We start from the raw sequence: 25,020 nt of genomic DNA, 5'->3' as shown, positions 1-25,020 counted from the left end.
AGGGACCGTGACTGACGCGCTTCGCATCTCCTACTCCCCCTGCCCCAACGACACGTTCGTCTTCCACGCCTGGGCGCACGGCCTGGTGCCCGGCGCGCCGCCGGTGGACGTGTCGTTCGCCGACATCGACGTCACCAACGGGCTGGCGGAGCGCGGCGCGGGCGACATCCTCAAGGTGTCCTACGCGGTGCTGCCCTGGGTGCTCGACACCTACGCGCTGCTGCCCTGCGGCGGCGCGCTGGGGCGGGGCTGCGGGCCGCTGGTGCTCACCGCGGGCGAACGGGAGCCGGCGGACCTGGCCGGGCGGACGGTGGCGGTGCCGGCCGAACGGTCCACCGCCTACCTGCTGTTCCGGCTGTGGACGGCGGCGCACGTGCCGGGCGGGGTCGGCGAGGTGCGGGTGATGCCGTTCCACGAGATCATGCCGGCGGTGCGCGACGGGCGGGTGGACGCCGGTCTCGTCATCCACGAGGCGCGCTTCACGTTCCAGCGGTACGGGCTGCACCGGCTGGCCGACCTCGGCGAGTTCTGGGAGGGCACGACCGGGCACCCCATCCCGCTGGGCGCGATCATCGCCAAGCGGTCGCTCGGCGAGGAGCGGCTGCGCGGCATCGCCGACGCGGTCCGCGCCTCGCTGCGCCGCGCGTGGGACGACCCGTCCGCGGGCCGGGAGTACGTGCTGGCCCACGCGCAGGAGATGGAGCGGGACGTCGCGGACGCCCATATCGGCCTGTACGTCAACGAGTTCACCGAGGACCTGGGCGACGCGGGGTACGCGGCGATACGTGAGCTGCTGACCCGGGCGGCCGGCGAAGGGCTGGTCCCCGAGGTACCGGAGACGCTGCTCGCGCCCGTGCCCGCCCCGGGGACGCGTTAGGCCCCGACCTAGACGTCCAGCTGGTCGGCGACGGCTCGGAGCATGCCGGCGATCTTCCGGCCGCTGGTGCGGTCGGGGTACCTGCCGCGCTCCAGTTGCTGGGACACGCCGTCCAGCAGGGTCGTCAGGTCCTGGACGATGGAGGCCAGCTCGTCGGGCTTGCGGCGCTGGGCGGCGGCGACGGAGGGCACGGGGTCGAGCAGTGTGACGGACAGCGCCTGGTCGCCGCGCTGGCCGGCGACGACGCCGAACTCGACACGCTGGCCCGGCCGGAGGCCGTCCACTCCTTCGGGCAGCGCGGATGAGTGCACGAAGACGTCGCCGCCGTCGTCACGGGAAAGGAAGCCGAAGCCCTTCTCGCTGTTGAACCACTTGACCTTGCCGGTAGGCACGTGTCTCGTCCTCGCACTCGTCATAACAATGAGGCGGGCCGACCGGACCCGCCATCTCTCAGGCTAATCGCCCCCGGTCCGGTGACAAGACGCCGCCGGGCCGTTTCGGAGGATCACTGCCCCCGCTGCGAGGCGAGTATGCGCACCTGCGACCCTGGACGGGTGAGTGACAACGACCCGGCGGGTCCCGGGGACGGTCTGGTGCGCGCCGGGGCCGTCGTCTTCGCCGTCGGCGCGGTGGCGACGATGGTCACGGTGATCCCGCTGTTCATCGGCGCGGACCCGTTGCCGACGGCCGCGTACGTGGTGTCGATGCTGATGGGCGCCGGTTTCGTCATCGCCGCGGCCGGGCTGCTGCGCGGTGTGGCGCACCAGCGCCGCGCGGACCGTGCGGCGCAGGCCGACGCGGCGCGGTAGTCCGGCGAGCTCCGCGAGCCCCGCGACTCCCGTGCGGGGGTGGGGCGTTCAGGCCAGGTAGGCGTCCAGCCAGGCGGGGAACGCGGTGAGGTCGTCCAGCACCGTGTCGGCGCCCGCGGCGCTCAGCTCCGCCGTGGCGCAGGGGCCGGTGGCCACGGCGACCGAGTGGGCCCCGGCCGCCTTCGCGCCCCGCACGTCCCCGATGTGGTCGCCGACGTACACGCGCGCCCCGTGCGCGCGCAGTGCCTCCGCCTTGGCCTCGGCCCACAGCGAGCCGATGACGGCGTCGGGCCGCAGCCCGAGGTGGTCCATGTGCAGCACGGCGTTGGGCTGGTGCTTGGCGGTGACGACGATCGCCCGGCCGCCGTGGCGGTGGACGGCGTCGATGGCCTCGCGGGCGCCGGGCAGCGAGCCGGTGCCGTGCACCGCGTGGTCGGCGTAGATGGTGCGGTAGCGGTCGGCGGTGGCGCCGACCGACCCGGCGGGGAACCAGTACGCCAACTCCTCCTCCACGGGCGGCCCGAGGCGGGAGACCACGAGGTCGGAGTCGACGTACACGCCGGTCTCCGCGGACAGCGCGTCGTAGGCCGCCTTGATACCCGGCCTGGAGTCGATGAGGGTCATGTCGAGATCGAATCCGACGGTCAGCGGCGCGGTCTGCGGGGAATGCGGCATACGGCTATTGTGCCTCCAGCACGCGCGGAGACTTAGGTTCGCCTAACCTAGGTCCTGTCGTTTGGATCTTCGTGGATCAGGTCGCGTTGTCAGACGCGGTGGATCGCAAGGCGGAGGATCGCAGCTCGTACTTGGCCGTACTTGCGCGATGCGACAACTGGGCCCCTCCTGCCCGGTGGCGGGCAAGGAGGGAGAGGTGCCGTAGCTGGCAGCGCGGCCCCGCGAAGATCCGAACGACAGGGCCCGGGTGCCGTGCGGCCCCGACCGGACCGACCGACCTGCCGAGGAACGCATGCCTGCCGCCGCCCCGCCGTCACCCGCCGTGCAGCGCGCCGTGCGCGCGCCCAGCGGCGGCGGCGCCGTGCGGCGTTCCGCGCTGCTGGCCGCGGCGACCGCCGCGGTGGCGCTGGCCGCGCTGCTGAGCCTGGCGCTCGGCAGCCGTTCCCTCGCGCCGGGCGAGGTGTGGCAGGCGCTGATCGGCCAGGGCGAGGGCGCGGCCGCGAAGGTGGTGCGGGAGCTGCGGGTGCCGCGGACCGTGATCGGCCTGATGGTGGGGGCGGCGCTGGGCATGGCGGGCGCGGTGATGCAGGGTCTTACGCGCAATCCGATCGCCGAGCCGGGGCTGCTCGGCGTCAGCCAGGGCGCCTCGGTCGGCGTGGTGCTCGCCATCGCGTTCGCCGGCGCGCACTCGCTGGACGCCTACGTCTGGTACGCGCTGGCCGGGGCCGCCCTCGCCGGTGTCGGCGTGTACGCGGTGGCGTCCCGCGGCCGGGGCGGCGCCTCGCCGGTGAAGCTGGCGCTGTCGGGCGCAGCCGTGAACGCGCTGCTCGCCTCGGTCACCGCGGGCGTGCTGACCACGCGCGCCACGACCCTGGAGCAGTTCAGGTTCTGGCAGATCGGGTCGCTTTCCGGGCGGGACGCGTCCATCGCCGCGGACATCTGGCCGTTCCTGCTCGGCGGCACGCTGCTGGTGATCGCCGCGGCGCGCGGACTCGACGCGCTGGCGCTCGGCGACGACGTGGCCCGCGGCCTCGGGCAGAACGTGGCCCTCGTCCGCGTCACCGGCGGCCTCGGCGCCGTCGTGCTGGCCGGGGCCGCCGTCGCCGCGGCCGGTCCGATCGCGTTCGTCGGCCTGACCGTTCCGCATCTGGCGCGCGGTCTGGTGGGCGGCGGGCACCGCTGGCTGCTGCCGATGTCCGCGCTGCTGGGGGCGGTGATGCTGCTGGTCGCGGACGTGGTCGCGCGGCTGGTGTTCCCGCCCTCCGAGGTGCCGTCCGGGGTGATGACCGCGCTGATCGGCGTGCCGTTCCTCGTCGTTCTGGTGCGCAGGTCGGGGGTGCGGTCGTGAGCGGAACGGCCCTGCGGGAAACGGCTCCGCGGGAGCGGCGGCCCGCGGTGGGTGCCGCCGGGTACGCGGTGGCGCGCGGGCGCGGCGCCTCGTTCCTGCTGCACCGGCGTTCGGCCCTGGTGGCCGCGGTGCTGACGGCGGCGCTGCTCGGCGCGTGCCTGGCGTCGCTGTGCCTGGGCACCTCGGCGGTCTCGCCGGGAGCGGCCCTGCGGGCGGCCTTCGGCCTGGACTCCTCCGCCGAGTTCGTCGTCGGAACGCTGCGCCTGCCGCGGATGACGCTCGGGCTGCTGGTCGGCGCCGCGCTCGGGGTGGCAGGCGCGCTGATCCAGTCCGTGGCGCGCAACCCGCTGGCCAGCCCGGACATCATCGGCGTCACGCACGGCGCCGCTGCCCTGACCGTGGGCGCCATGACCTACGGCGCGGTGTCCACCGCCGTGCTGCCGTACTGGTCGGTGGCGGGCGGGCTCGCCGCCGCCGGCCTGGTCTACGTCTTCGCGTGGCGCGGCGGCCTGCACGCGGCCCGCTTCGTGCTCATCGGCATCGGCTTCGCCATCGCGCTGCGCTCGGTCACGCAGCTGTTCCTCACCAAGGGCGACTACCAGGTCGCGCAGCAGGCCACCGTGTGGATGACCGGCTCCCTCAACGGGCGCGGCAACGCGGAGGCCGAGCCGCTGGCCATCGGCCTGCTGCTCCTGCTGCCCGCCGTGGTGTGGGCGGCCCGCGCGCAGCGTTCCGTCGTCCTGGACGACGACACGGCCACCGCGCTCGGCATCCGGCTGGCCAGGACCCGGCTCGGTCTGGCGACGGTGGGCGTGCTGCTGGCCGCGCTGGCGACGGGCGCGGCGGGCCCGGTGGACTTCGTGGCGCTGCTCGCGCCGCAGATCGCGCGCCGCCTGACCGGCACCGCCCAGATCCCGCTGGTGTGTTCTGCGCTCACCGGCGCGTTCATCACCGTGCTCGCCGACGTGGCGGCCCGGACCCTGTTCTCGCCCACCGAACTGCCCGTCGGCGTGGTGACGGCCGCGGTGGGCGCGCCCTATCTGCTCTGGCTGATCGTCGCCAACCGCACCGGAGGACGCGCATGAGTCACCGTCTGGGCGCCCGGGGGCTCGTCCTCGGCTACGACGAGGCGCACCCGGTCGTCGACGGCCTCGACCTGGAGATTCCCGACGGGCAGGTCACCGTCATCGTCGGCCCGAACGCCTGCGGCAAGTCGACGACGCTGCGGGCGCTCGGGCGGCTGCTGAAGCCGCGCGGCGGCGCGGTGCTGCTGGACGGTCAGGAGCTGGCGCGCATCCCGACGCGGCGCATCGCGCAGGCCATCGGGCTGCTGCCGCAGTCCCCCGTGGCGCCCGAGGCGATCACGGTGGTCGACCTGGTGTCCCGCGGGCGCCAGCCGCACCAGCGGTGGTGGCAGCAGTGGTCGGAGGCGGACGAACGGGCCGTGACGGAGGCGATGGCGCGCACCGACGTGACGTCGCTCGCCGACCGGCCGGTGGACGCGCTGTCCGGCGGGCAGCGGCAGCGGGTGTGGATCGCCATGGCGCTGGCGCAGGACACGGACCTGCTGCTGCTCGACGAGCCGACGACGTTCCTCGACATCGCGCACCAGGTCGACGTCCTGAACCTGGTGCGGCGCATGGAACGGACCGTCGTGACGGTGCTGCACGACCTGAACCAGGCCGCCAGGTACGCGGATTTCCTGGTGGCGATGAAGGACGGGCGCATCGTGGCGCGCGGCCGGCCGGACGAGGTGGTGACGGCCGGTCTGGTGCGCGAGGTGTTCGGCCTGGAGGCGGTCGTCGTGCCCGATCCGGTGACCGGCTCGCCGCTCGTCGTTCCCGGGGCGCCGGTCCCCCACCCGAAATCCGCGCCGGGCACGGCGCGGGACACCGCGAGAGAAAAGGCAACGCCCACATGAACCGCAGGCACCACAGGCACCGCAGGTACCGCAGAAGCACCGCCGCCACCGCCGTCGCCCTGACCGCCGCCCTCGCGCTGGCGGCCTGCGGCTCGGACGACTCCGACTCCGGCGCCGGGGGCGACGGCGAGGGGAACGGCGGGGGCGGCACCAGGACCGTCGAGACCGCGATGGGCCCGGTGGAGGTCCCCGAGGACCCGCGGCGCGTCGTCGTGCTCGACACCGGCGAACTGGACACCGCGATCACGCTGGGCGTCACGCCGGTCGGCGCGGTGCAGACGGACACCGGGACGATGTTCCTCGACTACCTGCCGCAGGAGGGCCTGGCGGACATCGAGAACGTCGGCACCATCGCGGCGCCCGACCTGGAGGCGATCCACGAGCTGGACCCGGACCTGATCCTCGGCAGCAAGGTCCGCGACGAGCAGCGCTACGACGAGCTGTCGCAGATCGCCCCCACGGTGTTCAGCGAGAACGTGGGCGCGCCCTGGCAGGACAACTTCCTGATGCACGCGGAGGCGCTGGGCAGGTCCGCGGAGGCCGAGGAGGTCGTCGCCGCGTACGAGGCGCGCGTCGCGGAGGTCACGGAGGCGGTCGGCGGCGCCGAGGCCGCGGCCGGGACCGAGGTGAGCATGGTCCGCTTCATCGAGGGCGGCAACACGCGTCTGTACGGCCAGGACAACTTCATCGGCACGATCCTGGCGGACGTCGGCCTCGGCCGCCCGGCGATCACCGAGGAGGCCGAGGACGGCTTCGCGGTGGAGGTCAGCCCCGAGCAGGTCGACCGGGCGGACGGCGACTTCATCTTCTACACCTCCTACGGCGCACCCGACGCGTCGGGCGAGGAGGACGCGGTCGGCGGGCCGCTGTGGGACGAGCTGACGGCCGTCCAGGAAGGCCGGGCGTTCCGGGTCGACGACCAGCTGTGGTTCCTCGGCATCGGCTACACGGCCGCGGAGCAGATCCTCGACGAGCTCCAGCAGCACCTCACGCACACCTGACGCACACCTGACGCTCGAGTAGCCGCCTGGCTCAGCCGTCGGCGTTGATGTGCCGGATCTCCTCGGTGACGCGGGTCTTCAGGACCCGGCTCATCGGGGCGTAGCCGAGGTCCGCCGCGAAACGGTCGGCGGTGGCGTCGTTCAGGGCCCAGGTCCAGAAGTCCCGCAGCAGCGCGGCGGTGTCGCCGTCGTAGCCGCAGGTGTAGGCGAAGATCCAGTTGGCGCCGGTGATCGGGTAGCCCGCGCCGCCGATGTCGTCGATGGCGAACTGGAAGTTGTCCGGGATCTCCGCCTCCGCGGAGGCGGCCGTGGTGGCCTCAAGGGTCGGCGCGACCGGGGTGCCGTCCTCGTTGACGACGCGGGCGGTGGCGAGACCGGCTTCGTCGGCGTGGGACTGGTTGACGTAGCCGAGGCCGCCGGCGCTGTCCCGCACGGCGCCGGCCACGCCCGCGTTGCCGTCGCCGCCGACGGCGGTCTCGTGCCAGTCGATGTCCGTGCCCTCCGCGTACCGCTCGCCCCAGAACGGGACTTCGGTGGTGAGGTAGCGGGTGAAGACGTAGGTGGTGCCGGAGCCGTCCGAGCGGTGGACGGGGACGACGCGCCGCTCGGGCAGGTCCAGGTCCGGGTTCAGCGCGGCGATGGCCGGGTCGTTCCAGCGGGTGATCTGCCCGTCGTAGATCCGGGCGAGCACCTCGGCGGTCAGGACCATGCCGTCCAGCGCCTCGTCGTTCAGCACGATGGCGACCGCGCCGAACACCACGGGGAACTGCACGGCGTCGCAGCCGCGGACATCGGCGGCGACGGCGAGTTCGCGCTGCCGCAGGTAGCGCTCGGATGAGCCGAAGTCGACCGTGCCCGCGAGGAACTGCTCGATGCCGCCGCCGGAGCCGACGGGCCGGTAGTCGATGGCGGCGCCGGTCTCGACGTGCGTGCCGTAGTGGGACATCCATCGTTCGAACAGCGGCTCGGGGAACGTCGCGCCCGAGCCGGCCAGCCGCCCGGTGAGGCTGCCGCGGGTGACCGTGGCGGCGTCGTCCCCGGCACAGCCGGCGATCAGCAGGAGGGCCGCCGCGGGCGCGGCGGCCCTGGCGAGCCGCTTCCGCATGGGACGCTGCCCCCGTTCCTCACCCGAAGCGGCCGGACACGTAGCGCTCGGTGTCACTGTTGGCCGGGTTGGTGAAGATCTTGGTGGTGGTGTCGAGCTCGACCAGGCCGCCGGGCTCGCCGATCGCCTGGAGGTTGAAGAAGCCCGTCGTGTCGCTGATGCGCTGCGCCTGCTGCATGTTGTGCGTCACGATCACGATGGTGTACTGCTCCTTCAGCTCCGTGATCAGGTCCTCGATGGCCTGTGTGGAGATCGGGTCGAGCGCGGAGCACGGCTCGTCCATCAGCAGCACGTCCGGCGCCACCGCGATGGCGCGGGCGATGCACAGGCGCTGCTGCTGGCCGCCGGAGAGGCCGGAGCCCGGGCGGTTCAGCCGGTCCTTGACCTCTTCCCACAGGTTGGCCGAGCGCAGCGAACGCTCGACGAGGTCGTCGAGGTCCTTGCGCTTCATCCGCTTGTTGTTGAGCTTCAGGCCGGCCGCCACGTTGTCGTAGATGGACATGGTGGGGAACGGGTTCGGCCGCTGGAACACCATGCCGATGTGGCGGCGGACGCCGACGGGGTCGACGTTCGCGCCGTACAGGTCCTGGTTGTCCATCAGGACCTTGCCCTCGACCCGCGCCTTCGGCACCAGCTCGTGCATGCGGTTGAGGGTGCGCAGGAAGGTCGACTTGCCGCAGCCGGACGGGCCGATGAGCGCGGTCACGGACCGCGGCTCGATCGTCATGGAGACGCCCTGGACGGCGAGGAACTTGTCGTAGTAGATGTCGAGGCCCTTGACCTCGATGCGCTTGGCCACAGTGCTTCGCTTTCTTCTTCGGTCTTCGGGCGCGGGTTCAGGCGCGGGTCTTGGGGGCGAACAGCTTGGCGATCAGCCGGGCCAGCAGGTTCAGGGTCATCACGATGAGGATGAGCGTGAGCGCCGCGGACCAGGCCCGTTCGTAGAACAAGTCGCGGGCGTGGCCCGGCGCGTAGGCGTACTGGTTGTAGGAGAAGACCGAGAGGGTCGCCATCCGCTCGTTGAACGGGTCGAAGTTGTCGCCCCTGGTGATGCCGACGGTGATCAGCAGCGGTGCGGTCTCCCCGATGACGCGGGCGATGGCCAGCGTCACGCCGGTGGCGATGCCGGCCAGCGCGGTCGGCAGCACCACCTTGAGGATGGTGCGCCACTTGGGCACGGCCAGCGCGTACGAGGCTTCACGCAGCTCGTTCGGCACCAGCTTGAGCATTTCCTCGGCGGATCGGATGACGACGGGGATCATCAGCACGCTCAGCGCGACGGAGCCCATGAAGCCCATGCGGATGCCGGGACCGTAGAACAGCTCGAACAGCGCGTAGACGAAGAGGCCGGCCACGATCGAGGGGATGCCGGTCATCACGTCGACGAAGAAGGTGATCCAGCGGGCCAGGCGCCCGCGGCCGTACTCGATCAGGTAGATCGCCGTCATGAGGCCGACCGGCACGGACATCAGCGCGGCGATGCCGGTGATGATCAGGGTGCCCATGAGGGCGTGGTGCGCGCCGCCGCCCTCGTCGACGACGCCCAGCATCGAGTTGTTGAAGAAGTCGGCGTCGAACCGGGCGGCGCCGTTCGACACGACGGTGGTGATCACCGAGATGAGCGGGAGCAGCGCCAGCGCGAACGCGGAGGACACCACGGCCGTCACCAGCCGGTCGAACGCGCCCCGCGGGCCTTCGACCCGGCGGGCCCAGAGGTAGATGACGGCCGTGTAGCCGACCGCGGTCAGGATGCCCGCGAACGCCGCGCCGAGCAGCCCCGTCTGCCACGCGGCGATGCCGGCCAGCACGAACGCCAGCAGCGTGAGCGGCGCCGCGCGGCGCGGCAGCGAACCGTGCGTCAGCGGCATGTCGGCCAGCAGCGCGGCGGCCTCCTCGCGGGCCCTGCCCTTGTCGTTCCTGTCGCCCTTGTCCAGGGAGGTCGTCGGAGTGGACATCAGTTGGCTCCCGAGAAGTCGCGACGCCGGTTGATCACCGCGCGGGCCCCCATGTTGACGAGGAGCGTCACGGCGAAGAGGACGAGACCCGAGGCGATCAGCGTGTTCACGTCGAGGCCGGACGCCTCGGGGAAGGACAGTGCGATGTTCGCGGCGATGGTCGAGGGGTTCTCGCTGCTGATGAGGTTGAAGGAGACCACGTCGCGGCTGGCCGACAGCACGATGGCGACGGCCATGGTCTCGCCGAGCGCGCGGCCGAGCCCGAGCATCAGGCCGCCGATGATGCTCGACCTGCCGAACGGGAGCACCGCCATGCGGATCATCTCCCAGCGGGTCGCGCCGAGCGCGAGGGACGCCTCCTCGTGCAGCCGCGGCGTCTGGAGGAACGCCTCCCGGATCACGGCGGTGGCGATCGGCAGGATCATCACGGCGAGGACGATCGTGGCGACCAGCATGGTGCGGCCGGTGGGCGAGGCGGGCCCGTCGAAGAGCGGGATGAAGCCGAGGTTGTCCTCCAGCCACCGGGTGGGCTCGACCGTCATCGGGGCGAGCTCGAACGCGCCCCACAGGCCGAAGATGATGCTGGGCACGGCGGCCAGCAGGTCGATGAGGTAACCCAGCAGGGAGGCGATGCGGCGCGGCGCGTAGTGCGTGATGAACAGCGCGATCGCGACGGCCAGCGGGGTGGCGATGACGAGCGCGAAGAAGGCCGAGAGCAGCGTGCCGAACAGCACCGGCCAGATGTAGAGGATGATCCCGTCGCCGCCCGGGATCTCCGAGGAGTCGGCCCACAGGGCGGGCCACGCCTCCGCGACCAGGAAGGCCGCGACGCCGGCGAGGATGACGAGGATCAGCACGCCCGCCCCGGTGGAGGCGCCGGAGAAGACACGGTCCCCCAGCCGTTGCGGCGCTCCCCGGGTGCGCGTGCTCGTGGTGGTGGGAGGCACTGTCTCTCCCTTTCTGCTGCTGAAGACTCAATTGCGAGCGACTGGGACGTCAAGGACAGGGCGGGAAGCCCTCAGGCCCTGTCGTTCGGATCTTCGCGGGGCCGCGCTGCCGGCTACGGCACTCCCCCAGCCTGGCGGCTGGGAGGTGCCCCCACCCCAGACTTCGTCCGGGAGGTACCCCCACGTACGAGCTGCGATCCTCCGCCTTGGGGGCACCTCCCAGGCCCCCGAGGGCCTGGGAGAGCACCGCATCTGACAACGCGACCTGATCCACGAAGATCCGAACGACAGGGCCTAGGTCCGGGCGGCCACCCGTGGCAGGGGCCGCCCGGACCGTGGGTGCCGGGGCGAGGTCAGCCGGCGGAGATCGCGTCCACCGCGGCCTGGTACTCGGTGCGCAGCGCGTCGGACAGCGGGGCGGAGCCGGCGGTCGCGGCCGCGGCGTCCTGGCCCTCGGGGCTGATCATGTAGGACAGGTACTCGCGGACCAGCTCGGCCTTGGCCTCGTCGTCGTAGGTGGCGCAGGCCATCGCGTAGGAGACGAGGACGATCGGGTAGGCGCCGCTCTCGGTGGTGTCGCGGGCCAGGTCGTAGGCGAAGTCGTACTCGCCGCGGCCCTCGACGCGCTCGGAGACCTCGAGCGCGGCGGCGGCGGCCTCGGGCGAGTAGGGAACGAACTCCTCGCCCACGCCGACCGCGACGGTGCCGAGGTCGTCCACCTGGCTGGCGTCGGCGTAGCCGATGGTGCCCTCGCCGCCGGCGACGGCCTGGACGACACCGGCGGTGCCCTGGCCTGCCTCGCCGCCGCTGACCGGCCACACGTCGCTGACCTCGTGCGGCCAGTCCTCGGCCGCGGTCACCGACAGGTACTCGACGAAGTTCTCCGTGGTGCCGGAGTCGTCGGAGCGGTTGACCGGGGTGATCGGGAGGTCGGGCAGCTCGGCGTCCGGGTTGTCGGCCGCGATCGCCTCGTCGTTCCAGTTGGTGATCTGCTGGTTGAAGATCTGGGCGATGGTGGCGGGGCTCAGGTTGAGCGAGTCCACGCCCTCCAGGTTGAAGACCACCGCGATCGGCGAGACGTACACCGGGATCTCGACGACCTCGCCGCACTGCTCCTGCGCGGCGGCCAGCTCGCCCTCCTCCTCGGAGAGGTAGGCGTCGGTGCCGCCGAAGTCGGTGCCGCCCGCGGTGAACTGCTCGCGCCCGGCGCCGGAGCCGCTCGGGTCGTAGTTGACCGTGACGTCGGGGTGCAGCTCGTTGAACCCGGCCTGCCAGGCGGCCTGCGCGGCCTCCTGCGAGCTGGCGCCCGCACCGGAGATGGTGCCGGAGAGCGTCGACTCCTCGCCGCCCCCGTCGCTGCCGCCGTTGCCGTTGCCATTGTCGTCTTCGTTGTCGCTGCTACAGGCCGTGACCAGGGCCAGGGCGGAGACCGCGGCTATCGCAGCGCTCTTGGCGCGCCAGTTGCGCATGGACGTTGCTCCTTGTTCATGCCCAGCCGGGCCGGCCGGGTAGTCAATGACGTTGTGGTGTCAAAGAGAACGTAGGAGCGGCCAGCGAAGGAGCGAGGGCCAGAAGGTGAACAGAAAGATAGGTTCAACGGAACCGGTAGTTTCACAAAAAGAGTTGGAATCGTTAAGGAAACGGCCTCCCACGGGAGACCCGCAGGGCACCGGCACGACGGCCGCGGCCCGGGGGTGCCGGGCCGGTGCCGCGCGGCGTCCGGTCAGCTCGCCGGGGGCACCAGGCGGTAGCCGACGCCCCGGACGGTCTGGATGATCTCGGGGTGGTGCGGATCGTCCCCGAGCCGCTCCCGCAGGCGCCTAATGTGAACGGTGATGGTGTTGGAACGGCGCGCGCCCTCGCCCCACAGCTCGGCGCGGATCCGGTCCCGCGTGATCACCTTTTCGGCGTTCAGCATAAGCAGGTGCAGCAGCTGGAACTCGCGCAGGGGTAGCCGCGCCGTCGGCACCCCGTGCATCCGCACCTCGTACGTGCTCGGGTCCAGCGTCAGCGGCCCGCAGACCAGCGGCTGGTCCCAGCCGCGGTTCCCGCGGTCGGCCAGGCTCAGCAGCTGCGCGACCTCCCGCGGCCGGTAGGGGCGCGCGACGCACGCGCTGGCGCCGGCGGCGAGCGCGGGGGCGACCTGCGCGGTGTCGTCCGGACCGACGCCGAGCACCACGGGGATCGAGAGCCGGCGGCGCACGAGGCGCAGCACGGTCGGGCCGTCGATCACGGGCAGGTCGGCGGAGACGAGCAGCACGTCCGGCTTGCGCAGCCCGGCCTCCAGCAGTGCGGCGGCGCCGTCCGCGCAGTGCACCACCGACACCTGGTATTTGGCGAGCTGGGCCGTCAGGCCCTGCCGGATGCGCTCGTCGGCGTCCGCGAGCAGCACCACCGGGTTGGACCCCAGCGGTATACGCGCCTGCGCGGGCACCGCGGGCTCCGGCAGGTCGCCGCCTGCCGCCGGCCCGCCGAGGTCGTCGTCCGCACCGCTCGACGGCCGTCTCGGTTGCGTCGTGCTCAACCAGGCGCCCATGGCGCTCTCCCTCGCTGTCGATGTCGGCAGTGAAGAACGCGATGCGGTCTTCAGCCCCGGTCCGTGGCGGTGCGCGCGCCGCGTCGGGCCGTGGTGCTCGGCGTCAAGGCCAGGTGCCGGGGCCCGGCTCCCGGGGTGCGTGATGTCGGTGTCCGGCGGGGACGTTCACCATGTAACGAGCCGTGGGTAGCGGGTTGTACGGCGTTCGGTGAACCTGCGATGAACAACGGCGTTCTCTCAGGTTCCGCGTCGGCCGTCCCGGTGAGTCCTGTGAGGAAGCGAGAAGTTGACTAGCATCGTTCGGGTTCCGGTCGGCGCGACGCAGGGGCAGTGGCGTGGGAATCGAAGGCGAGCAGCTCGTACTTGACTATCTGAGCCGGGTCGGCGACCTGGCCCATGGAACGCGCATGTCCGCCACGCAGCGGGCGACGCTCGTGAACGGGCTGCGGGACGAGATCGGCAGGCGCCGCGCCGAGGCGGGCGGGGCGGACAGCCGGGCCTCGGTGAAGCGGATTCTGGGCAAGATGGGGCGCCCCGAGGACGTCGTGGCCGCCGCCGCGGAGCACGGGTCGGCGCCCGGAACGGCGCCCGCGCCAGTTCCCGCGCCCGCGCCCGTTCCGGCGCCCCGCCCGGTCGCCGAGCCCCCGCGGAAGGAGCGCCCGCGCCGGGAGCGCCGGGCCAAGGAGCGTGCCGCCAAGGAACGCGCGCCGGTCGAGTCGCCGCCCCCGGTCGAGTCCGCGCCCGCCGGTCCCCCGGGCGGGCCCGACGCGCCCGCCTGGCCGGAAGTGCCGCTCGGCGGGCCGCAGCGGGACGCGGAGCCCTGGCCGGACGGCCAGATCGGCCGGTTCTTCGGCGGCATCGAGATCCCCGAAATGCTGCGCGCCTCGCCCGCCCCGGCCGAGGCGGACCCCGACGCGGCCCTCGACGCGGCCCTTGATCCCGAGACGGCCGCGGAGGCCGAGGAGGCGGTCCGGCCCACCGAGCCGGAGCGCGCGGCGCACGCGCCGCGCGGGCGCCGCTGGGCACGGGCGGCGCTGAGCGGGCGGCGCGTCGGCGGCCCGGTGGAGTACCTGGGCGTGCTGCTGCTGGTCGCGGGCACGCTGGCCGGGTCGATCGTCGTGCTCGGCCTGGGCTGGCTGGTCGCCTACTGGTCGCCGCGGCTGAGCCGCCGCGCCGCGCAGTGGGCGACGTTCGGCATGCCCGCCCTGGTGGGCGGCGGCTACCTGCTGTGGCTGCTGGGCCGCACGGCGGGCTACTGGGGCCCGACGCTCGCCGAGGGCGAAGCGGACGGCGCGTTCGCCGACCACTGGCCGTGGCTGCTGCGCGGCGCCGCCCTGGCCAGCGCCGCCTTCCTCCTGCACCGCGCCCGCCGCAACCGCCCGCCGGCCGACGCATGACCGGAGCCGGCCCCGCCCTGCGCGCGGCACTGCGCGCGGCGGGCGTCGACGCCTCGGGGGCGGACGCCCGGCCGCTGACCGGCGGGGTGGTGAGCGAGGTGTGGCTGCTGACCTGGCCCGACGGAGCCCGCCTGGTCGCCAAGCACGCGGCGGGCGCGCCGCCGGGACTGTACCCGGCGGAGGCGGCGGGCCTGCGCGCGCTCGCGGACGACGGCGGCCTCACCGTCCCCGAGGTGCGGCACGCGGGCGACCGGCTGCTGCTGATGCAGGCCATGGCGGCGAAGGACCCCGCCCGGCGCCCCGCCTTCTGGGCCGAGGCCGGACGCGCCCTGGCCCGGCTGCACACCGTCCGGGGGCCGCGCCACGGCTGGTACCGGGACGGCTGGCTCGGGCTGCTGCCGCAGCGGAACGCCTGGGCGGACGACGGCTACGAGTTCTACGCCACCCGCCGCATCCTGCGGTACCTACCGGAACCGCGTGCCGTGGCCGCGCTCACGGCCGCCGACCGGGCCGCCATCGAGCGGATCTGCGAGCGGCTGCCCGCGTTCGTGCCGCCGACGCCTGCCGTGCTGACGCACGGCGACCTGTGGCACGCCAACATGGTGGCCACCGCGGAAGGCGCGCCCGCGTTCATCGACCCCGCCGTCTCGTTCACCTGGCCGGACGTGGACCTGAGCATGTTCCACGCCTCCGCGGCGCCCGCGGACGCGGACCGCTTCTTCGGCGCCTACGCCGAGCTGCGGCCGCTCGGCGACGGCTGGCGGGACCGCATGGAGGTGCTGTTCCTGCGCGAGTTGCTGAGCACGGTCGCGCACGAGGACGACTGCGCGGGCGCCCTGGCGCACCTGCGCCGCATCACGGCCCGTTACGGCTGACCCGCCGCGGGCCGGGCCAGCCGGTCGAACCGCCCGGCCTTCACCCCGCGCAGCAGCGCGGCGAGCCGTGCCGCGCTCGTGGTCAGCACGGAGCGCGGCGCGTCGGACTCCCGCAGCAGCACCCGGCCGCCGTGGGGGGCCGGCCGCCCCAGCTCCAGGCAGTTGTCCCCGGTGCCCCCCGAGTAGGAGGAACGCTGCCACCGCGTGGCGGCGAGGGTCGGGGTGGGCATCGTCGCCTCTCAGAGTTCTCGCGCGATGTGGTGGATGAGCTGCCGGGACTCGTCCCCGTTCAGCGACACCTTGCGGGCGCGGGCGAAGAACGCCCGGTAGGCCAGCACGTCGGCCTCGGCGTCGAGGAAGCCGCCGCCGAAGGGGGTGTCGATCTGGATGGTGTCCAGCTGCGGGACGACGCCGGTGGCGTAGAGGACGGGCTGCACGGCCTCGAAGAAGTCCTCGTTGGTGAACGGCACGACGCGCACCGTGATGCCGGGCCGCTCGGAGGAGGCCATGAGGTATCGGAGCTGCCGCCGCACGACGGCGCGCCCGCCGAACCGCATCCGCAGCGCCGCCTCATGGATGAAGACGTCGAACGGCGGCGGGTTCTCGCGTTCCAGTACGACCTTGCGCCGCATCCGGAACTCGGTGCGCGTCTCGACCTCTTCCGGCGGCAGCTCGGTGACGTTGCCGCGGAAGAGGGCACGCGCGTAGTCCTCGATCTGAAGGAGGCCGGGTACGGTCACGGTCTGCATGATCTGCATGCCGACGAGGTGGTGCTCCAGCTCGGCGACATTCAACGGACCCGGGGCAACCATGCCACGATACTCGTCCCACCAGAACTGTCCGCGGTGCTCACGGGCGATCTCGCAGAGGGCATCGAGAAGGGCGTGGTCCGCACACGAGTAGAAGGTCGCCAGCTTTCTGATGCGCTCCTCGCTGACGCCGATGCGGCCGGACTCTATGTGGCTGATCTTGCCCTGGTCGGTGCCGAGCATGCCCGCGGCTTCCCGGGCCGTCCGGCCCGCCCGCTCGCGCAGCTTCCTCAACTCCGCACCCAGGCGCGCCTGTCGGGCGGTCGGATTCTCCCTCGGCGGCATCGTGTCTTTGGTCCTTCCTTTGGCTGGCTGCTGAGTCTGCCGCCCCCTCACCCCCCGAGTCCACTCGCCTACGCACTCACCCGAACGCACGATTGCCACGGTGCAATGTTGCCCCTGGCGGACTTCCGATCGTTGGCGAGTCGTGGCGAGTCGTGGCGAGGAGTTCAGCGCGCCGTACCGCGGCGTCCCGTGCGCGGCACACACTCCTGCCGCTACCGTTGGTCGGATGACCGCCACCAGCCCCCGTACCCTCGCCGACGAGCTGCGATCCCGCTCCGACGCGGAGCTGGCCGGGCTGCTGCGCGCCAGGGCCGACCTGCTGTCCCCGCTGCCCGGCGACCTGTCCCAGCTGGCCACCCGCGCGGGCACCCGCGCCTCCGTGCTGCGCGCCCTCGAACGGCTCGACACGTTCACCCTCCAGACCGCGGAGGCGCTGGCCGCCGCCCCGCAGCCCTGCCAGTACCCCGTTCTCGCCGCCCTGCTGCCCGGCGGTGAGGAGCAACTGCCCGGCGCACTCGCCACCTTGCGCGCCCGGGCGCTGCTCTGGGGCAGACCGGAGGGCCTGCGCCTGGTCCGCACCGCGCAGGAGCTGCTCGCCCCGAGCGCCGCCCGGCCCAGCGGCACGGGCCTCGGCCCGACGCTCGCCGAGACCGCCTCGGGGATCTCGCCCAGCCGCATGCAGGACCTGCTCGCCCGCACCGGACTGCCGCCCACGCACGACCCGGTCAGCGCCCTGGCCGCGCTGGCCGCGCTGTTCACCGACCCGGCACGGCTGGGCGACCTGCTCGCCGGGGCGCCGGAGCAGTCCCTCTCCGTCCTCGACCGGCTGGCCTGGGGCCCGCCCTACGGCGAGATCACCGCCCGGCCGGGGCCGCACCTGCGCTGGCTCCTCGACCGCGCCCTGCTGATGCCCACCGCGCCCGGCACCGTCGTCCTGCCGCGCGAGGTCGCGCTGCACCTGCGCGGCGGCCGGGCGCACCGCGAGCTGCACCCGGTGCCGCCTGAGCCGACGGCCCGCGCCGTCTACGAGCCGGCCGCCGTGGACATCGCCGCGGCGGGCGCCGCGGGCGCGGCGCTCGCGGTGGTGGAGGAGATGCTCGGCGCGTGGGAACGGGAGACCCCCGCCGTGCTGCGCTCGGGCGGGCTCGGGGTGCGGGACCTCAAGCGCCTCGCGGTCACCCTGGACGTGTCGGAGCCTGACGCCGCGTTCTGGCTCGAACTCGCGTACAGCGCAGGGCTGGTGGCCGCGGACGGCGAGGCCGACGAACGGTTCGCGCCGACGCCGGACTACGACGTCTGGCGCGAGCAGCCGCCCGGGCGGCGCTGGGTGCGCCTGGCGACCGCCTGGCTGGCCGCGACCCGCGTACCGGGCCTGGTGGGCTCGCGCGACGCGAAGGGACGGCTGCTCGCCGCGCTCGGTCCTGGCCTCGACCGCGGCCCGGCCGCGGAGCTGCGCCTGGCGACGCTGCGGCTGCTGGCCGGCACCGAGCCGGGGCACGCGCCCGATCCCGAGGCCGTTGCGCGGCGCATCCGCTGGGAGCTGCCGCGCCGTCTCCCCGAGGAGCCGCGGGCCCGGATGTGTGCGGCGACGCTGGCCGAGGCGGAGCTGCTGGGGTTCACCGGCCGCGGGGCGCTGGCCTCCTTCGTCCGCCCGCTGCTCGACGGCGGGGCGCAGGACGACAGGGCACAGGACGACAGGGCGCAGGACGACAGGGACAGGGAGGGGGAGGCCGCGGCGCGGCTCGCGCCGCTCCTTCCCCGGCCGGTGGATCACGTGCTGGTGCAGGCCGATCTGACGGCCGTCGCGCCGGGGCCGCTGCTGCCGGAGCTGCGGCAGGCGATGGCGCTGGCCGCGGACGTCGAGTCCAAGGGCGCGGCCACCGTCTACCGGTTCACGCCCGGCTCGGTCCGCCGCGCGCTGGACGCCGGGTGGACGGCGGCCGAGCTGCACGCCTTCCTCGCCGCCCGCTCCCGCACGCCCGTGCCGCAGCCGCTGACGTACCTCGTCGACGACGTGGCCAGGCGGTACGGCCGGCTGCGCGTCGGCGCCGCGGGCAGCTACCTGCGCTGCGAGGACGAGGCGCTGCTCGACGAGGTGCTCGCCGACCGTCGCACCGACGGCCTGCGCCTGCGCCGTATCGCGCCGACCATCGTGGTCTCGGCCTCCCCGCCCGACACGCTGCTGGCGCGGCTGCGCGAGTTCGGCCTCGCGCCCGCGGCCGAGTCCACCGAGGGGGCGGTACTCACCCTGCGCGCGGAGCCGCACCGCACGCCCCCGCGCACGGCTCCCGAGCCGGCGCCCGACGCCCCGCCCGGAGCGGACGAGACGCTGCTGAGCGCCGCCGTGCGCGCGATTCGCGCCGGCGACCACGCTGCGCTGGACACGCCCCGTGCGCCCGGCGGGCGCACGCCCGGCGGGCGCGTGCCCGACGCGGCCGGCCCGCCGCCGCGCACCCCGGCCGCCACCACGTTGCGGACGCTCCAGGCGGCGGCCCGTTCCGGCGCCCTCGTGCGGATCGGCTACGTGGGGGCCGACGGACTCGCGGCCCACCGGGTCCTGTCCCCGGTGCGCGTCGAGGGCGGTTTCGTCACCGCGTTCGACCACACCGCGGACGAGGTGCGGACGTACCCACTGCACCGGATCACCGGCAGCGCCGACGCCGGCCAGTAGGCCCGGCCCTCTCCCCGCCCCCGGCGACCCCCGGCCGTTACGCTTGCGGCCGGGAGGGCAGCGACAGATGATCACGGTTCCGGACGGACTCGCCGGGTACCACGCCAAGTTCAACGGCGACGCCGGCCGGGCCTGGACGGCCGCCCTGCCCGGCCTCGCCGCCCGCATGCTCGACCACTGGCGGCTGCGCCCCACCGGGCCCGCCCGGCACGGCATGCTCGCGCTCGTCCTGCCCGTCGAGCGGGCCGACGGCTCCCCCGCCGCCCTCAAGATCCGCCCCCGGACGCCGGAGAACGCGGGCGAGGCCCCCGCCCTGCGGGCCTGGGACGGCAACGGCGCGGTGCGGCTGCTCGCGCACGACGAGGACACCGGATCGCTGCTGCTCGAAGCCCTCGACCCGGCCCGTTCCCTGAACGGGGTGCCGGACAGCCACACCGCCTGCCGCCTGCTGACCGGGCTACTCGGCCGCCTCACCGCCGTCCCGCCGCCGCCCGGCACCCGCCACCTGCGCGACATCGCCGGCGCCATGGTCGCCGAGGCCCCCGCGGCGCTCCCCCGCCTCACCCGCGACGACGACCGGCGCCTGCTGGCCGACTGCGCCGCGGCCACGCGCGAGCTCCTCGACGAGCCGGGCGGCGCGCTGCTGCACTGGGACCTGCACTACGAGAACGTCCTCGCCCCCCGCCCGGACGCGGACCGCGGCGAGCCCTGGCTCGCGATCGACCCGGAGCCGCTGGTCGGCGACGTCGGCTTCGACCTGCTGCCCGCCCTCGACAACCGCTTCGACCCGGACGAGATCCTGCCGCGCTTCGACCTCATGACCGAGGCCCTGTCGCTGGACCGCGACCGCGACCGCGCGAAGGGCTGGACACTGGCCCGCGTCCTCCAGAACGGCCTGTGGTCGATCGAGGACGGCGACCCCACCCTGCCCCCCGACCAGACCACCATCGCCACCACCCTCATGACCCACCGTTGAGCTGGTCTCCGTTCACCTCCGGGCCTGGCGTCGCTGCGCCAGCAGCCGTTCGACGAGCACGTCCACGTCTGTCCACGGGTTGGCCTGGTGCCCTGCGCGGCCCGGAGGGACGGCAGCGCACAGCGCTTCGGACCGCTCGACAGCCGCCGGATGCGGCAGCCGTAACGGCGCGCAGTCAAGGTGCTCGCGGTCCGCGCGGTAACCGCAGGCGGCATGCGTCTCCACGAGTTTCTGTGCCGCCCCCGATGACTGAGCGCGGCCGGTCCCGCGGCCAACAGTGCGACACTGGACCCTTGGCCAGATCCCGGCGCCGGAGGAGAGAAACGAGCGTGACTGGGCCACTCATCGTGCAGAGCGACAAGACGCTGCTGCTCGAAGTCGACCACGAGAAGGCCGCTGACTGCCGGCGGGCCATCGCGCCGTTCGCCGAGCTGGAGCGGGCGCCCGAGCACATCCACACCTACCGCGTGACCCCGCTCGGCCTGTGGAACGCGCGGGCCGCGGGCCACGACGCCGAGCAGGTCGTCGACGCGCTCGTGTCGTTCTCGCGCTACCCGGTGCCGCAGGCGCTGCTCGTCGACGTCGCCGAGACGATGGCCAGGTACGGGCGGCTCAGCCTGCTCAAGCACCCCGCGCACGGCCTGGTCCTCCAGACCACCGACCGGCCGGTACTCGAGGAGGTGCTGCGCTCCAAGCGCATCCAGCCGCTGGTCGGCGCCCGCATCGACCCGGACAACGTGATCGTCCACCCCTCCGAGCGCGGCCAGATCAAGCAGGCGCTGCTCAAGCTCGGCTGGCCCGCGGAAGACCTCGCCGGGTACGTCGACGGCGAGGCCCACCCCATCGAGCTGCACCAGGAGGGCTGGCACCTGCGCCCCTACCAGGAGCACGCCATCGACGGCTTCTGGCACGGCGGCTCCGGCGTCGTCGTGCTGCCCTGCGGCGCGGGCAAGACACTGGTCGGCGCCGGCGCCATGGCCAAGGCGCAGGCCACCACGCTGATCCTCGTCACGAACACCGTCTCGGCCCGCCAGTGGAAGGCCGAGCTGATGCGCCGCACCTCGCTGTCCGAGCACGAGATCGGCGAATACAGCGGCACCCGCAAGGAGATCAGGCCGGTCACCATCGCCACGTACCAGGTGCTGACCACGCGGCGGAAGGGCGTGTACCCGCACCTGGAGCTGTTCGACTCCCGCGACTGGGGCCTGATCGTCTACGACGAGGTGCACCTGCTGCCCGCGCCGGTCTTCAAGTTCACCGCCGACCTCCAGGCCCGCCGCCGGCTCGGCCTGACGGCGACGCTGGTCAGGGAGGACGGCCGCGAGTCCGACGTGTTCTCGCTGATCGGTCCCAAGCGGTTCGACGCGCCCTGGAAGGAGATCGAGGCCCAGGGCTACATCGCGCCCGCCGACTGCGTGGAGGTGCGCGTCGACCTCACCGATGCCGAACGGCTCGCGTACGCCATGGCCGAGCCGGAGGAGCGCTACCGCTTCTGCGCGACGACCGACTCCAAGCGCCGCATCACCGAATCCCTGGTGCACCGGCACGCGGGCGAACAGACGCTGATCATCGGCCAGTACATCGACCAGCTGGACGAGCTGGGCGAGCAGCTCGGCGCGCCCGTCATCAAGGGCGAGACCAGCAACGCGCAGCGGGAGAGGCTGTTCGACGCGTTCCGCGCCGGGGAGCTGTCCGTTCTGGTGGTGTCCAAGGTGGCCAACTTCTCGATCGACCTCCCCGAGGCGACCGTCGCCATCCAGGTGTCCGGCACGTTCGGCTCCCGGCAGGAGGAGGCGCAGCGGCTCGGCCGGGTGCTGCGCCCCAAGGCGGACGGGCACGAGGCGCGCTTCTACTCCGTCGTCGCGCGGGACACCATCGACCAGGAGTTCGCCGCGCACCGGCAGCGCTTCCTGGCCGAACAGGGCTACGCCTACCGGATCATGGACGCGGGCGACGTGCTCGCCGCGGGCGGCGAGGAGGAGCTGGGCGGCGTGTAACGCAGCGCCTCCTCCGCCACCCGCCCGAGGACGACCACCTCGAACGCGGCACCCGCCACCACGCCGACGGCGCGCAGCGCGGTGCCCAGCAGGCGCGGGGCACGGACCAGAGGGGTGGCGGCGGCGGGCCGCACAGTCGCGGTACTCATGACCTCCACCCTGCCGCCGCCCACCCCCGCCCCACATCGCCCCCCGGTCGGAACGGCTCCCCCGCTCCCCTCCCCCTCGCGGGCGAGCGCCCCCTAGGGACCCGGGCACCACCCCTCAGGGTCGGCGGCCGGGGGCCCGGAACCGGAAGACGCTGTAGATCAGCACCGGGCACCCGAGGCCGAACAGCCACGCGCCCGGGCCCAGTCGGTCGACCTCCCCGTCCTCGATGTGCCAGTACAGGAAGTACGCGAACAGGCCGGTGGTGAAAACGCTCATGAGTGTGTGCGGGATTCTGGCCCAGAGCGGAACGGGAGCGGCGGGGGCGCGGTACAGCACGGCGAGCACCAGGCCGCAGGTCGCCGCGTTGAGCGCGGCGATGAGGACGAACGGCCACGGCCCGGTGCCATCGTTTATGCCGGTCAGGGCTGCGTGCCCGTTGCGGGATGGCAGGACCACGGCGAGCACGAGCACCGCGATGGCACACCAGTAGGCGAACGTCCGGCGCAGCACCAGGCCGCCCGGTGCGGCGGACGCGCCCGGCGGGGCCGCGGAACGGGCAGGTGCGGGGGGCGCGGCGGGCGCGGCCACCGGGGCAGGTGCTGGGGGCGCGGAACGGGCCGGGGCCGCGGGCGCGGCCACCGGGGCGGTGACGGTCATGGTGCCGGGCAGCGCCTGGGCGACCGGCCCCGGCAGCCAATCCGCGGTCGCCGTCACAGCCGCCGGAACGATCTCGGTCGGCGGGTGGTCGCCGACCGAAACGACGGCGAGTTCCTCGACGAGCGCGGACACCGCCGGGCGCCGGGCGGGGTCCTTGGCCAGGCAGTCGGCGACGATCTCCAGGCCCGACGGGGGCAGGCCGCCGAGGTCCGGTTCCTCGTACGCGATACGGAAGTTGAGCGCCTGCGCCGAGCCCGTGCCGAACGGTCCCGTGCCCGTGGCCGCGTACGTCAGCACCGCGCCCAGCGCGAACACGTCGGTGGCCGGGGTGACGGGCGCCCCGGTGAGCTGCTCGGGGGCCATGAACCCCGGCGTTCCCACGACCATGCCGGTGCGGGTCAGCGCGGTGGCCTCGGCCGCCACGGAGATCCCGAAGTCGACGACGCGCGGGCCGTCCGGGGCGATCAGCACGTTCGAGGGCTTCAGGTCGCGGTGGACGAGACCGGCCTCGTGGATCGCCTCCAGCGCCTCGGCCAGGCCCGCGCCCAGCGCCCGCACCGAACGCACCGGCCAGGGCCCGTGGGCAGCGACGGCCTCGTCCAGGGGCAGGCCGGGTACGTAGGCGGTGGCCAGCCACGGGGACGGGCCGTCGGGGTCGGCGTCGACCACGGCGGCGGTGAAGAAACCGGTGACCCGCCGGGCCGCCGCCACCTCCCGCGCGAACCGGGCCCTGAAGCCCGGGTCCTCGGCCAGCTCCGGCCGTACCAGCTTCACCGCCACCAGCCGCCCGCTGGGTGAACGCCCCAGGTACACCCGGCCCATTCCGCCGGCCCCGAGTCGCCCGGCGAGTCGATACCGCCCCACCTGCCGCGGATCGGCCGGATGCAGTCCGTCCACCAAGGTTCTCCCCTCGCGCTCGTCCCCCCACGGGATTACACACCACGGCACCCGCCCTGCCCAGCCGTTCCCCCGGAACCGGTCGGGCCGTGCCCCCGTCGGAAGGTCATGAATCACCGTGATGCGTGGACCACTTGGAGCGGTCGCGGAACGCGCCCGCTGACGGGGGGCCTCCTCGCCGCGCTCGTCGCGCTCGCCGCGGGCGTCCTCGGCTGCGGCGCGGAAGCGGAGCAGGGGCGGGACCCCGGGCCGGACCCGGCGCCGGACCCGAGTACGGCACCCGCCGACGACCCGTGCCTGCCCGGGGCCGGGCCCGACCCCGAGCGCGAGCGGTTGCCGCGCATGTGCGCGGTGGCCGACGCGTGGGAGGCGTCGGACGCGGCGGGCCGGTGGGCGGCGGAGTTCCACCCGCTCGCCCCCCTTGTCGAACTGCCCGAGGGCGGACTGCGCGACGAGTCGGACACGCGGGCGTTCGAGAACGGCAGCTTCAAGGCGCTGACCTCCCTGCCCGACGAGTCGGCGGACGGCTCGATCCGGTGGGAGAACGGGGAGAACGGAGAGGCCGGGGAGAACGGGCCGGTGCCACTGCGGTCGGCCGCCGACGTCTTCGGAGAGATGGACAGCGGGATCGACGACCATTCCCCGGACTTCCACGCGTTGCGGGTAACCGACGTGGAGCCGGGCGAGATGCGGCTGCGCACCAGCCGGGGACCGGCCGAGGTCCCGGCCTGGCTCTTCACGCTCGACGGCTACGACACCCCGCTGCGGCACGCCGCCGTCGCCGTCCCCGAGCCGCCGGCCGCCCCCGTCGGCCCGGTGGCGGCGGACGGCGAGCACCGGCCGGTGGGGCTGGAGGCACTGGGGCCGGTCAGCGAGGACGGCCGGCAGGTCACCGTCACCCTGCTGATGGGCTCCTGCGACGACTTGGCCGTCGACGTGCTGGAGACGGACGAGAGCGTCGTCCTCGCCGCGTCGGTCGTCGGCGGGCCGCCGCCGGGCACGAGGTGCACAGAAGAGGAGCGCACGGTGCGGAAGACGGTGGACCTGGAACGCCCCCTCGCGGAACGCGCCCCCCTCGACGCCCACACGGGCGAGGCCCTCCAACCCGAACGGGCACCGGCCCCCGGATAAC

24 protein-coding genes are annotated in these 25,020 nt (G+C 73.8%); 12 read left to right on the top strand and 12 right to left on the bottom strand.

The genetic code is table 11. The features are described from left to right. Positions 1–7 precede the first annotated feature (7 nt). A complete protein-coding gene (locus STBA_RS37895; protein WP_077063483.1) occupies positions 8–877 on the top strand; it encodes a 1,4-dihydroxy-6-naphthoate synthase in 870 nt (289 codons plus the stop codon). An 8-nt stretch (positions 878–885) separates the two neighbouring features. Here STBA_RS37895 and STBA_RS39315 read toward each other — a convergent pair whose 3' ends face one another. Next, positions 886–1,269 (bottom strand): cold-shock protein, encoded by a 384-nt coding sequence (locus STBA_RS39315; protein WP_077060810.1) that lies wholly within the window; start codon positions 1,267–1,269, stop codon positions 886–888. Between the two features lie 138 nt (positions 1,270–1,407). On the opposite strand from STBA_RS39315, the gene STBA_RS21455 reads away from it, so the two are divergent. Then, entirely contained in the window at positions 1,408–1,686 is a 279-nt protein-coding gene (locus STBA_RS21455; protein ID WP_077060809.1) for a hypothetical protein, read from the top strand. A 48-nt stretch (positions 1,687–1,734) separates the two neighbouring features. On the opposite strand, the gene STBA_RS21450 is transcribed toward STBA_RS21455, so the two are convergent. Further along, positions 1,735–2,361 (bottom strand): HAD hydrolase-like protein, encoded by a 627-nt coding sequence (locus STBA_RS21450; protein ID WP_077060808.1) that lies wholly within the window; start codon positions 2,359–2,361, stop codon positions 1,735–1,737. 292 nt (positions 2,362–2,653) lie between these two features. Here STBA_RS21450 and STBA_RS21445 point away from each other — a divergent pair, with 292 nt between their 5' ends. Genes STBA_RS21445 through STBA_RS21430 form a run of 4 tightly spaced genes read left to right on the top strand, consistent with a single transcriptional unit; the run spans position 2,654 to position 6,631 of the window. Continuing rightward, positions 2,654–3,709, top strand: coding sequence for an iron ABC transporter permease (locus STBA_RS21445; protein WP_079252076.1), 1,056 nt, complete (start codon positions 2,654–2,656; stop codon positions 3,707–3,709). Continuing rightward, positions 3,706–4,794 (top strand): iron ABC transporter permease, encoded by a 1,089-nt coding sequence (locus STBA_RS21440; RefSeq protein WP_253194891.1) that lies wholly within the window; start codon positions 3,706–3,708, stop codon positions 4,792–4,794. Before STBA_RS21445 ends, STBA_RS21440 begins: the two co-directional genes overlap by 4 nt. Beyond that, positions 4,791–5,630 (top strand): ABC transporter ATP-binding protein, encoded by an 840-nt coding sequence (locus STBA_RS21435; protein WP_077060807.1) that lies wholly within the window; start codon positions 4,791–4,793, stop codon positions 5,628–5,630. Before STBA_RS21440 ends, STBA_RS21435 begins: the two co-directional genes overlap by 4 nt. Then, the gene (locus STBA_RS21430) at positions 5,627–6,631 is read left to right on the top strand and encodes an iron-siderophore ABC transporter substrate-binding protein (RefSeq protein ID WP_077060806.1); all 1,005 of its coding nucleotides are present in this window, start codon (positions 5,627–5,629) and stop codon (positions 6,629–6,631) included. The genes STBA_RS21435 and STBA_RS21430 overlap by 4 nt, the downstream gene beginning before the upstream one ends. 31 nt (positions 6,632–6,662) lie before the next feature. Here the strand turns inward: STBA_RS21430 and pstS (STBA_RS21425) are convergent, their stop codons facing one another. The 6 genes from pstS (STBA_RS21425) to STBA_RS21400 all read right to left on the bottom strand — a co-directional run bounded on the left by pstS (STBA_RS21425) (position 6,663) and on the right by STBA_RS21400 (position 13,174). After that, positions 6,663–7,736 carry a phosphate ABC transporter substrate-binding protein PstS gene (gene pstS, locus STBA_RS21425; protein ID WP_077060805.1) on the bottom strand — a complete coding sequence of 358 codons (1,074 nt, stop codon included), beginning with the start codon at positions 7,734–7,736 and terminating at the stop codon, positions 6,663–6,665. A gap of 19 nt (positions 7,737–7,755) precedes the next feature. After that, a complete protein-coding gene (pstB, locus tag STBA_RS21420; protein WP_077060804.1) occupies positions 7,756–8,535 on the bottom strand; it encodes a phosphate ABC transporter ATP-binding protein PstB in 780 nt (259 codons plus the stop codon). Between the two features lie 37 nt (positions 8,536–8,572). Next, positions 8,573–9,691, bottom strand: coding sequence for a phosphate ABC transporter permease PstA (gene pstA, locus STBA_RS21415; protein WP_077060803.1), 1,119 nt, complete (start codon positions 9,689–9,691; stop codon positions 8,573–8,575). Beyond that, positions 9,691–10,638, bottom strand: coding sequence for a phosphate ABC transporter permease subunit PstC (gene pstC, locus STBA_RS21410; RefSeq protein ID WP_077060802.1), 948 nt, complete (start codon positions 10,636–10,638; stop codon positions 9,691–9,693). Before pstC ends, pstA begins: the two co-directional genes overlap by 1 nt. A 353-nt stretch (positions 10,639–10,991) precedes the next feature. Next, positions 10,992–12,107, bottom strand: a complete 1,116-nt coding sequence (gene pstS, locus STBA_RS21405; protein WP_077060801.1) for a phosphate ABC transporter substrate-binding protein PstS — start codon at positions 12,105–12,107, stop codon at positions 10,992–10,994. A gap of 254 nt (positions 12,108–12,361) precedes the next feature. Further along, a complete protein-coding gene (locus tag STBA_RS21400; RefSeq protein WP_253194889.1) occupies positions 12,362–13,174 on the bottom strand; it encodes a response regulator transcription factor in 813 nt (270 codons plus the stop codon). A 335-nt stretch (positions 13,175–13,509) separates the two neighbouring features. Here STBA_RS21400 and STBA_RS21395 point away from each other — a divergent pair, with 335 nt between their 5' ends. Next, positions 13,510–14,571 (top strand): hypothetical protein, encoded by a 1,062-nt coding sequence (locus STBA_RS21395; RefSeq protein WP_077060800.1) that lies wholly within the window; start codon positions 13,510–13,512, stop codon positions 14,569–14,571. Beyond that, a complete protein-coding gene (locus tag STBA_RS21390; protein ID WP_077060799.1) occupies positions 14,568–15,446 on the top strand; it encodes a fructosamine kinase family protein in 879 nt (292 codons plus the stop codon). Before STBA_RS21395 ends, STBA_RS21390 begins: the two co-directional genes overlap by 4 nt. Here the strand turns inward: STBA_RS21390 and STBA_RS21385 are convergent. Together STBA_RS21385 and STBA_RS21380 are read right to left on the bottom strand one after the other, a co-directional pair. Further along, a complete protein-coding gene (locus STBA_RS21385) occupies positions 15,437–15,676 on the bottom strand; it encodes a DUF397 domain-containing protein (RefSeq protein WP_077060798.1) in 240 nt (79 codons plus the stop codon). The genes STBA_RS21390 and STBA_RS21385 overlap by 10 nt on opposite strands. Before the next feature lie 9 nt (positions 15,677–15,685). Beyond that, positions 15,686–16,540 carry a helix-turn-helix transcriptional regulator gene (locus STBA_RS21380; protein WP_077060797.1) on the bottom strand — a complete coding sequence of 285 codons (855 nt, stop codon included), beginning with the start codon at positions 16,538–16,540 and terminating at the stop codon, positions 15,686–15,688. 226 nt (positions 16,541–16,766) lie between these two features. On the opposite strand from STBA_RS21380, the gene STBA_RS21375 reads away from it, so the two are divergent. From STBA_RS21375 to STBA_RS21365, 3 genes are all read left to right on the top strand, one after another. Continuing rightward, on the top strand, positions 16,767–19,211 hold the full coding sequence (locus STBA_RS21375; RefSeq protein ID WP_077060796.1) for a helicase-associated domain-containing protein: 2,445 nt from the start codon (positions 16,767–16,769) through the stop codon (positions 19,209–19,211). Positions 19,212–19,278: 67 nt separating this feature from the next. Continuing rightward, positions 19,279–20,187, top strand: a complete 909-nt coding sequence (locus tag STBA_RS21370) for an aminoglycoside phosphotransferase family protein (protein WP_077060795.1) — start codon at positions 19,279–19,281, stop codon at positions 20,185–20,187. A gap of 329 nt (positions 20,188–20,516) precedes the next feature. Continuing rightward, complete coding sequence (locus STBA_RS21365) at positions 20,517–22,184, top strand: DNA repair helicase XPB (RefSeq protein WP_077060794.1); 1,668 nt, start codon at positions 20,517–20,519, stop codon at positions 22,182–22,184. On the opposite strand, the gene STBA_RS21360 is transcribed toward STBA_RS21365, so the two are convergent. Together STBA_RS21360 and STBA_RS36685 are read right to left on the bottom strand one after the other, a co-directional pair. Continuing rightward, positions 22,118–22,333, bottom strand: a complete 216-nt coding sequence (locus STBA_RS21360) for a hypothetical protein (protein ID WP_143659543.1) — start codon at positions 22,331–22,333, stop codon at positions 22,118–22,120. The genes STBA_RS21365 and STBA_RS21360 overlap by 67 nt on opposite strands. 115 nt (positions 22,334–22,448) lie before the next feature. Beyond that, entirely contained in the window at positions 22,449–23,888 is a 1,440-nt protein-coding gene (locus STBA_RS36685; RefSeq protein ID WP_253194886.1) for a serine/threonine-protein kinase, read from the bottom strand. Positions 23,889–23,996: 108 nt separating this feature from the next. On the opposite strand from STBA_RS36685, the gene STBA_RS38900 reads away from it, so the two are divergent. Beyond that, complete coding sequence (locus STBA_RS38900; RefSeq protein WP_079252074.1) at positions 23,997–25,019, top strand: hypothetical protein; 1,023 nt, start codon at positions 23,997–23,999, stop codon at positions 25,017–25,019. Position 25,020 lies beyond the last annotated feature (1 nt).

This window comes from Streptomyces sp. MP131-18 (genome assembly GCF_001984575.1).
Taxonomy (GTDB): domain Bacteria; phylum Actinomycetota; class Actinomycetes; order Streptomycetales; family Streptomycetaceae; genus Streptomyces; species Streptomyces johnsoniae.
Note: the sequence above shows the minus strand (reverse complement) of the source record. Positions and strands in the feature narration are given on the sequence as shown.

What these genes read in the sequence shown, in the direction of transcription:
- STBA_RS38900 (WP_079252074.1), top strand. Translation starts at nt 23,997, where the DNA reads ATGAATCACCGTGATGCGTGGACCACTTGGAGCGGTCGCGGAACGCGC.
- pstA (WP_077060803.1), bottom strand. Translation starts at nt 9,691, where the DNA reads ATGTCCACTCCGACGACCTCCCTGGACAAGGGCGACAGGAACGACAAG.
- pstS (WP_077060801.1), bottom strand. Translation starts at nt 12,107, where the DNA reads ATGCGCAACTGGCGCGCCAAGAGCGCTGCGATAGCCGCGGTCTCCGCC.
- STBA_RS21390 (WP_077060799.1), top strand. Translation starts at nt 14,568, where the DNA reads ATGACCGGAGCCGGCCCCGCCCTGCGCGCGGCACTGCGCGCGGCGGGC.
- STBA_RS21375 (WP_077060796.1), top strand. Translation starts at nt 16,767, where the DNA reads ATGACCGCCACCAGCCCCCGTACCCTCGCCGACGAGCTGCGATCCCGC.
- STBA_RS21400 (WP_253194889.1), bottom strand. Translation starts at nt 13,174, where the DNA reads ATGGGCGCCTGGTTGAGCACGACGCAACCGAGACGGCCGTCGAGCGGT.
- STBA_RS21430 (WP_077060806.1), top strand. Translation starts at nt 5,627, where the DNA reads ATGAACCGCAGGCACCACAGGCACCGCAGGTACCGCAGAAGCACCGCC.
- pstS (WP_077060805.1), bottom strand. Translation starts at nt 7,736, where the DNA reads ATGCGGAAGCGGCTCGCCAGGGCCGCCGCGCCCGCGGCGGCCCTCCTG.
- STBA_RS21450 (WP_077060808.1), bottom strand. Translation starts at nt 2,361, where the DNA reads ATGCCGCATTCCCCGCAGACCGCGCCGCTGACCGTCGGATTCGATCTC.
- STBA_RS21360 (WP_143659543.1), bottom strand. Translation starts at nt 22,333, where the DNA reads ATGAGTACCGCGACTGTGCGGCCCGCCGCCGCCACCCCTCTGGTCCGT.
- STBA_RS21445 (WP_079252076.1), top strand. Translation starts at nt 2,654, where the DNA reads ATGCCTGCCGCCGCCCCGCCGTCACCCGCCGTGCAGCGCGCCGTGCGC.
- STBA_RS21385 (WP_077060798.1), bottom strand. Translation starts at nt 15,676, where the DNA reads ATGCCCACCCCGACCCTCGCCGCCACGCGGTGGCAGCGTTCCTCCTAC.
- STBA_RS21380 (WP_077060797.1), bottom strand. Translation starts at nt 16,540, where the DNA reads ATGCCGCCGAGGGAGAATCCGACCGCCCGACAGGCGCGCCTGGGTGCG.
- STBA_RS21455 (WP_077060809.1), top strand. Translation starts at nt 1,408, where the DNA reads ATGCGCACCTGCGACCCTGGACGGGTGAGTGACAACGACCCGGCGGGT.
- STBA_RS21435 (WP_077060807.1), top strand. Translation starts at nt 4,791, where the DNA reads ATGAGTCACCGTCTGGGCGCCCGGGGGCTCGTCCTCGGCTACGACGAG.
- STBA_RS21370 (WP_077060795.1), top strand. Translation starts at nt 19,279, where the DNA reads ATGATCACGGTTCCGGACGGACTCGCCGGGTACCACGCCAAGTTCAAC.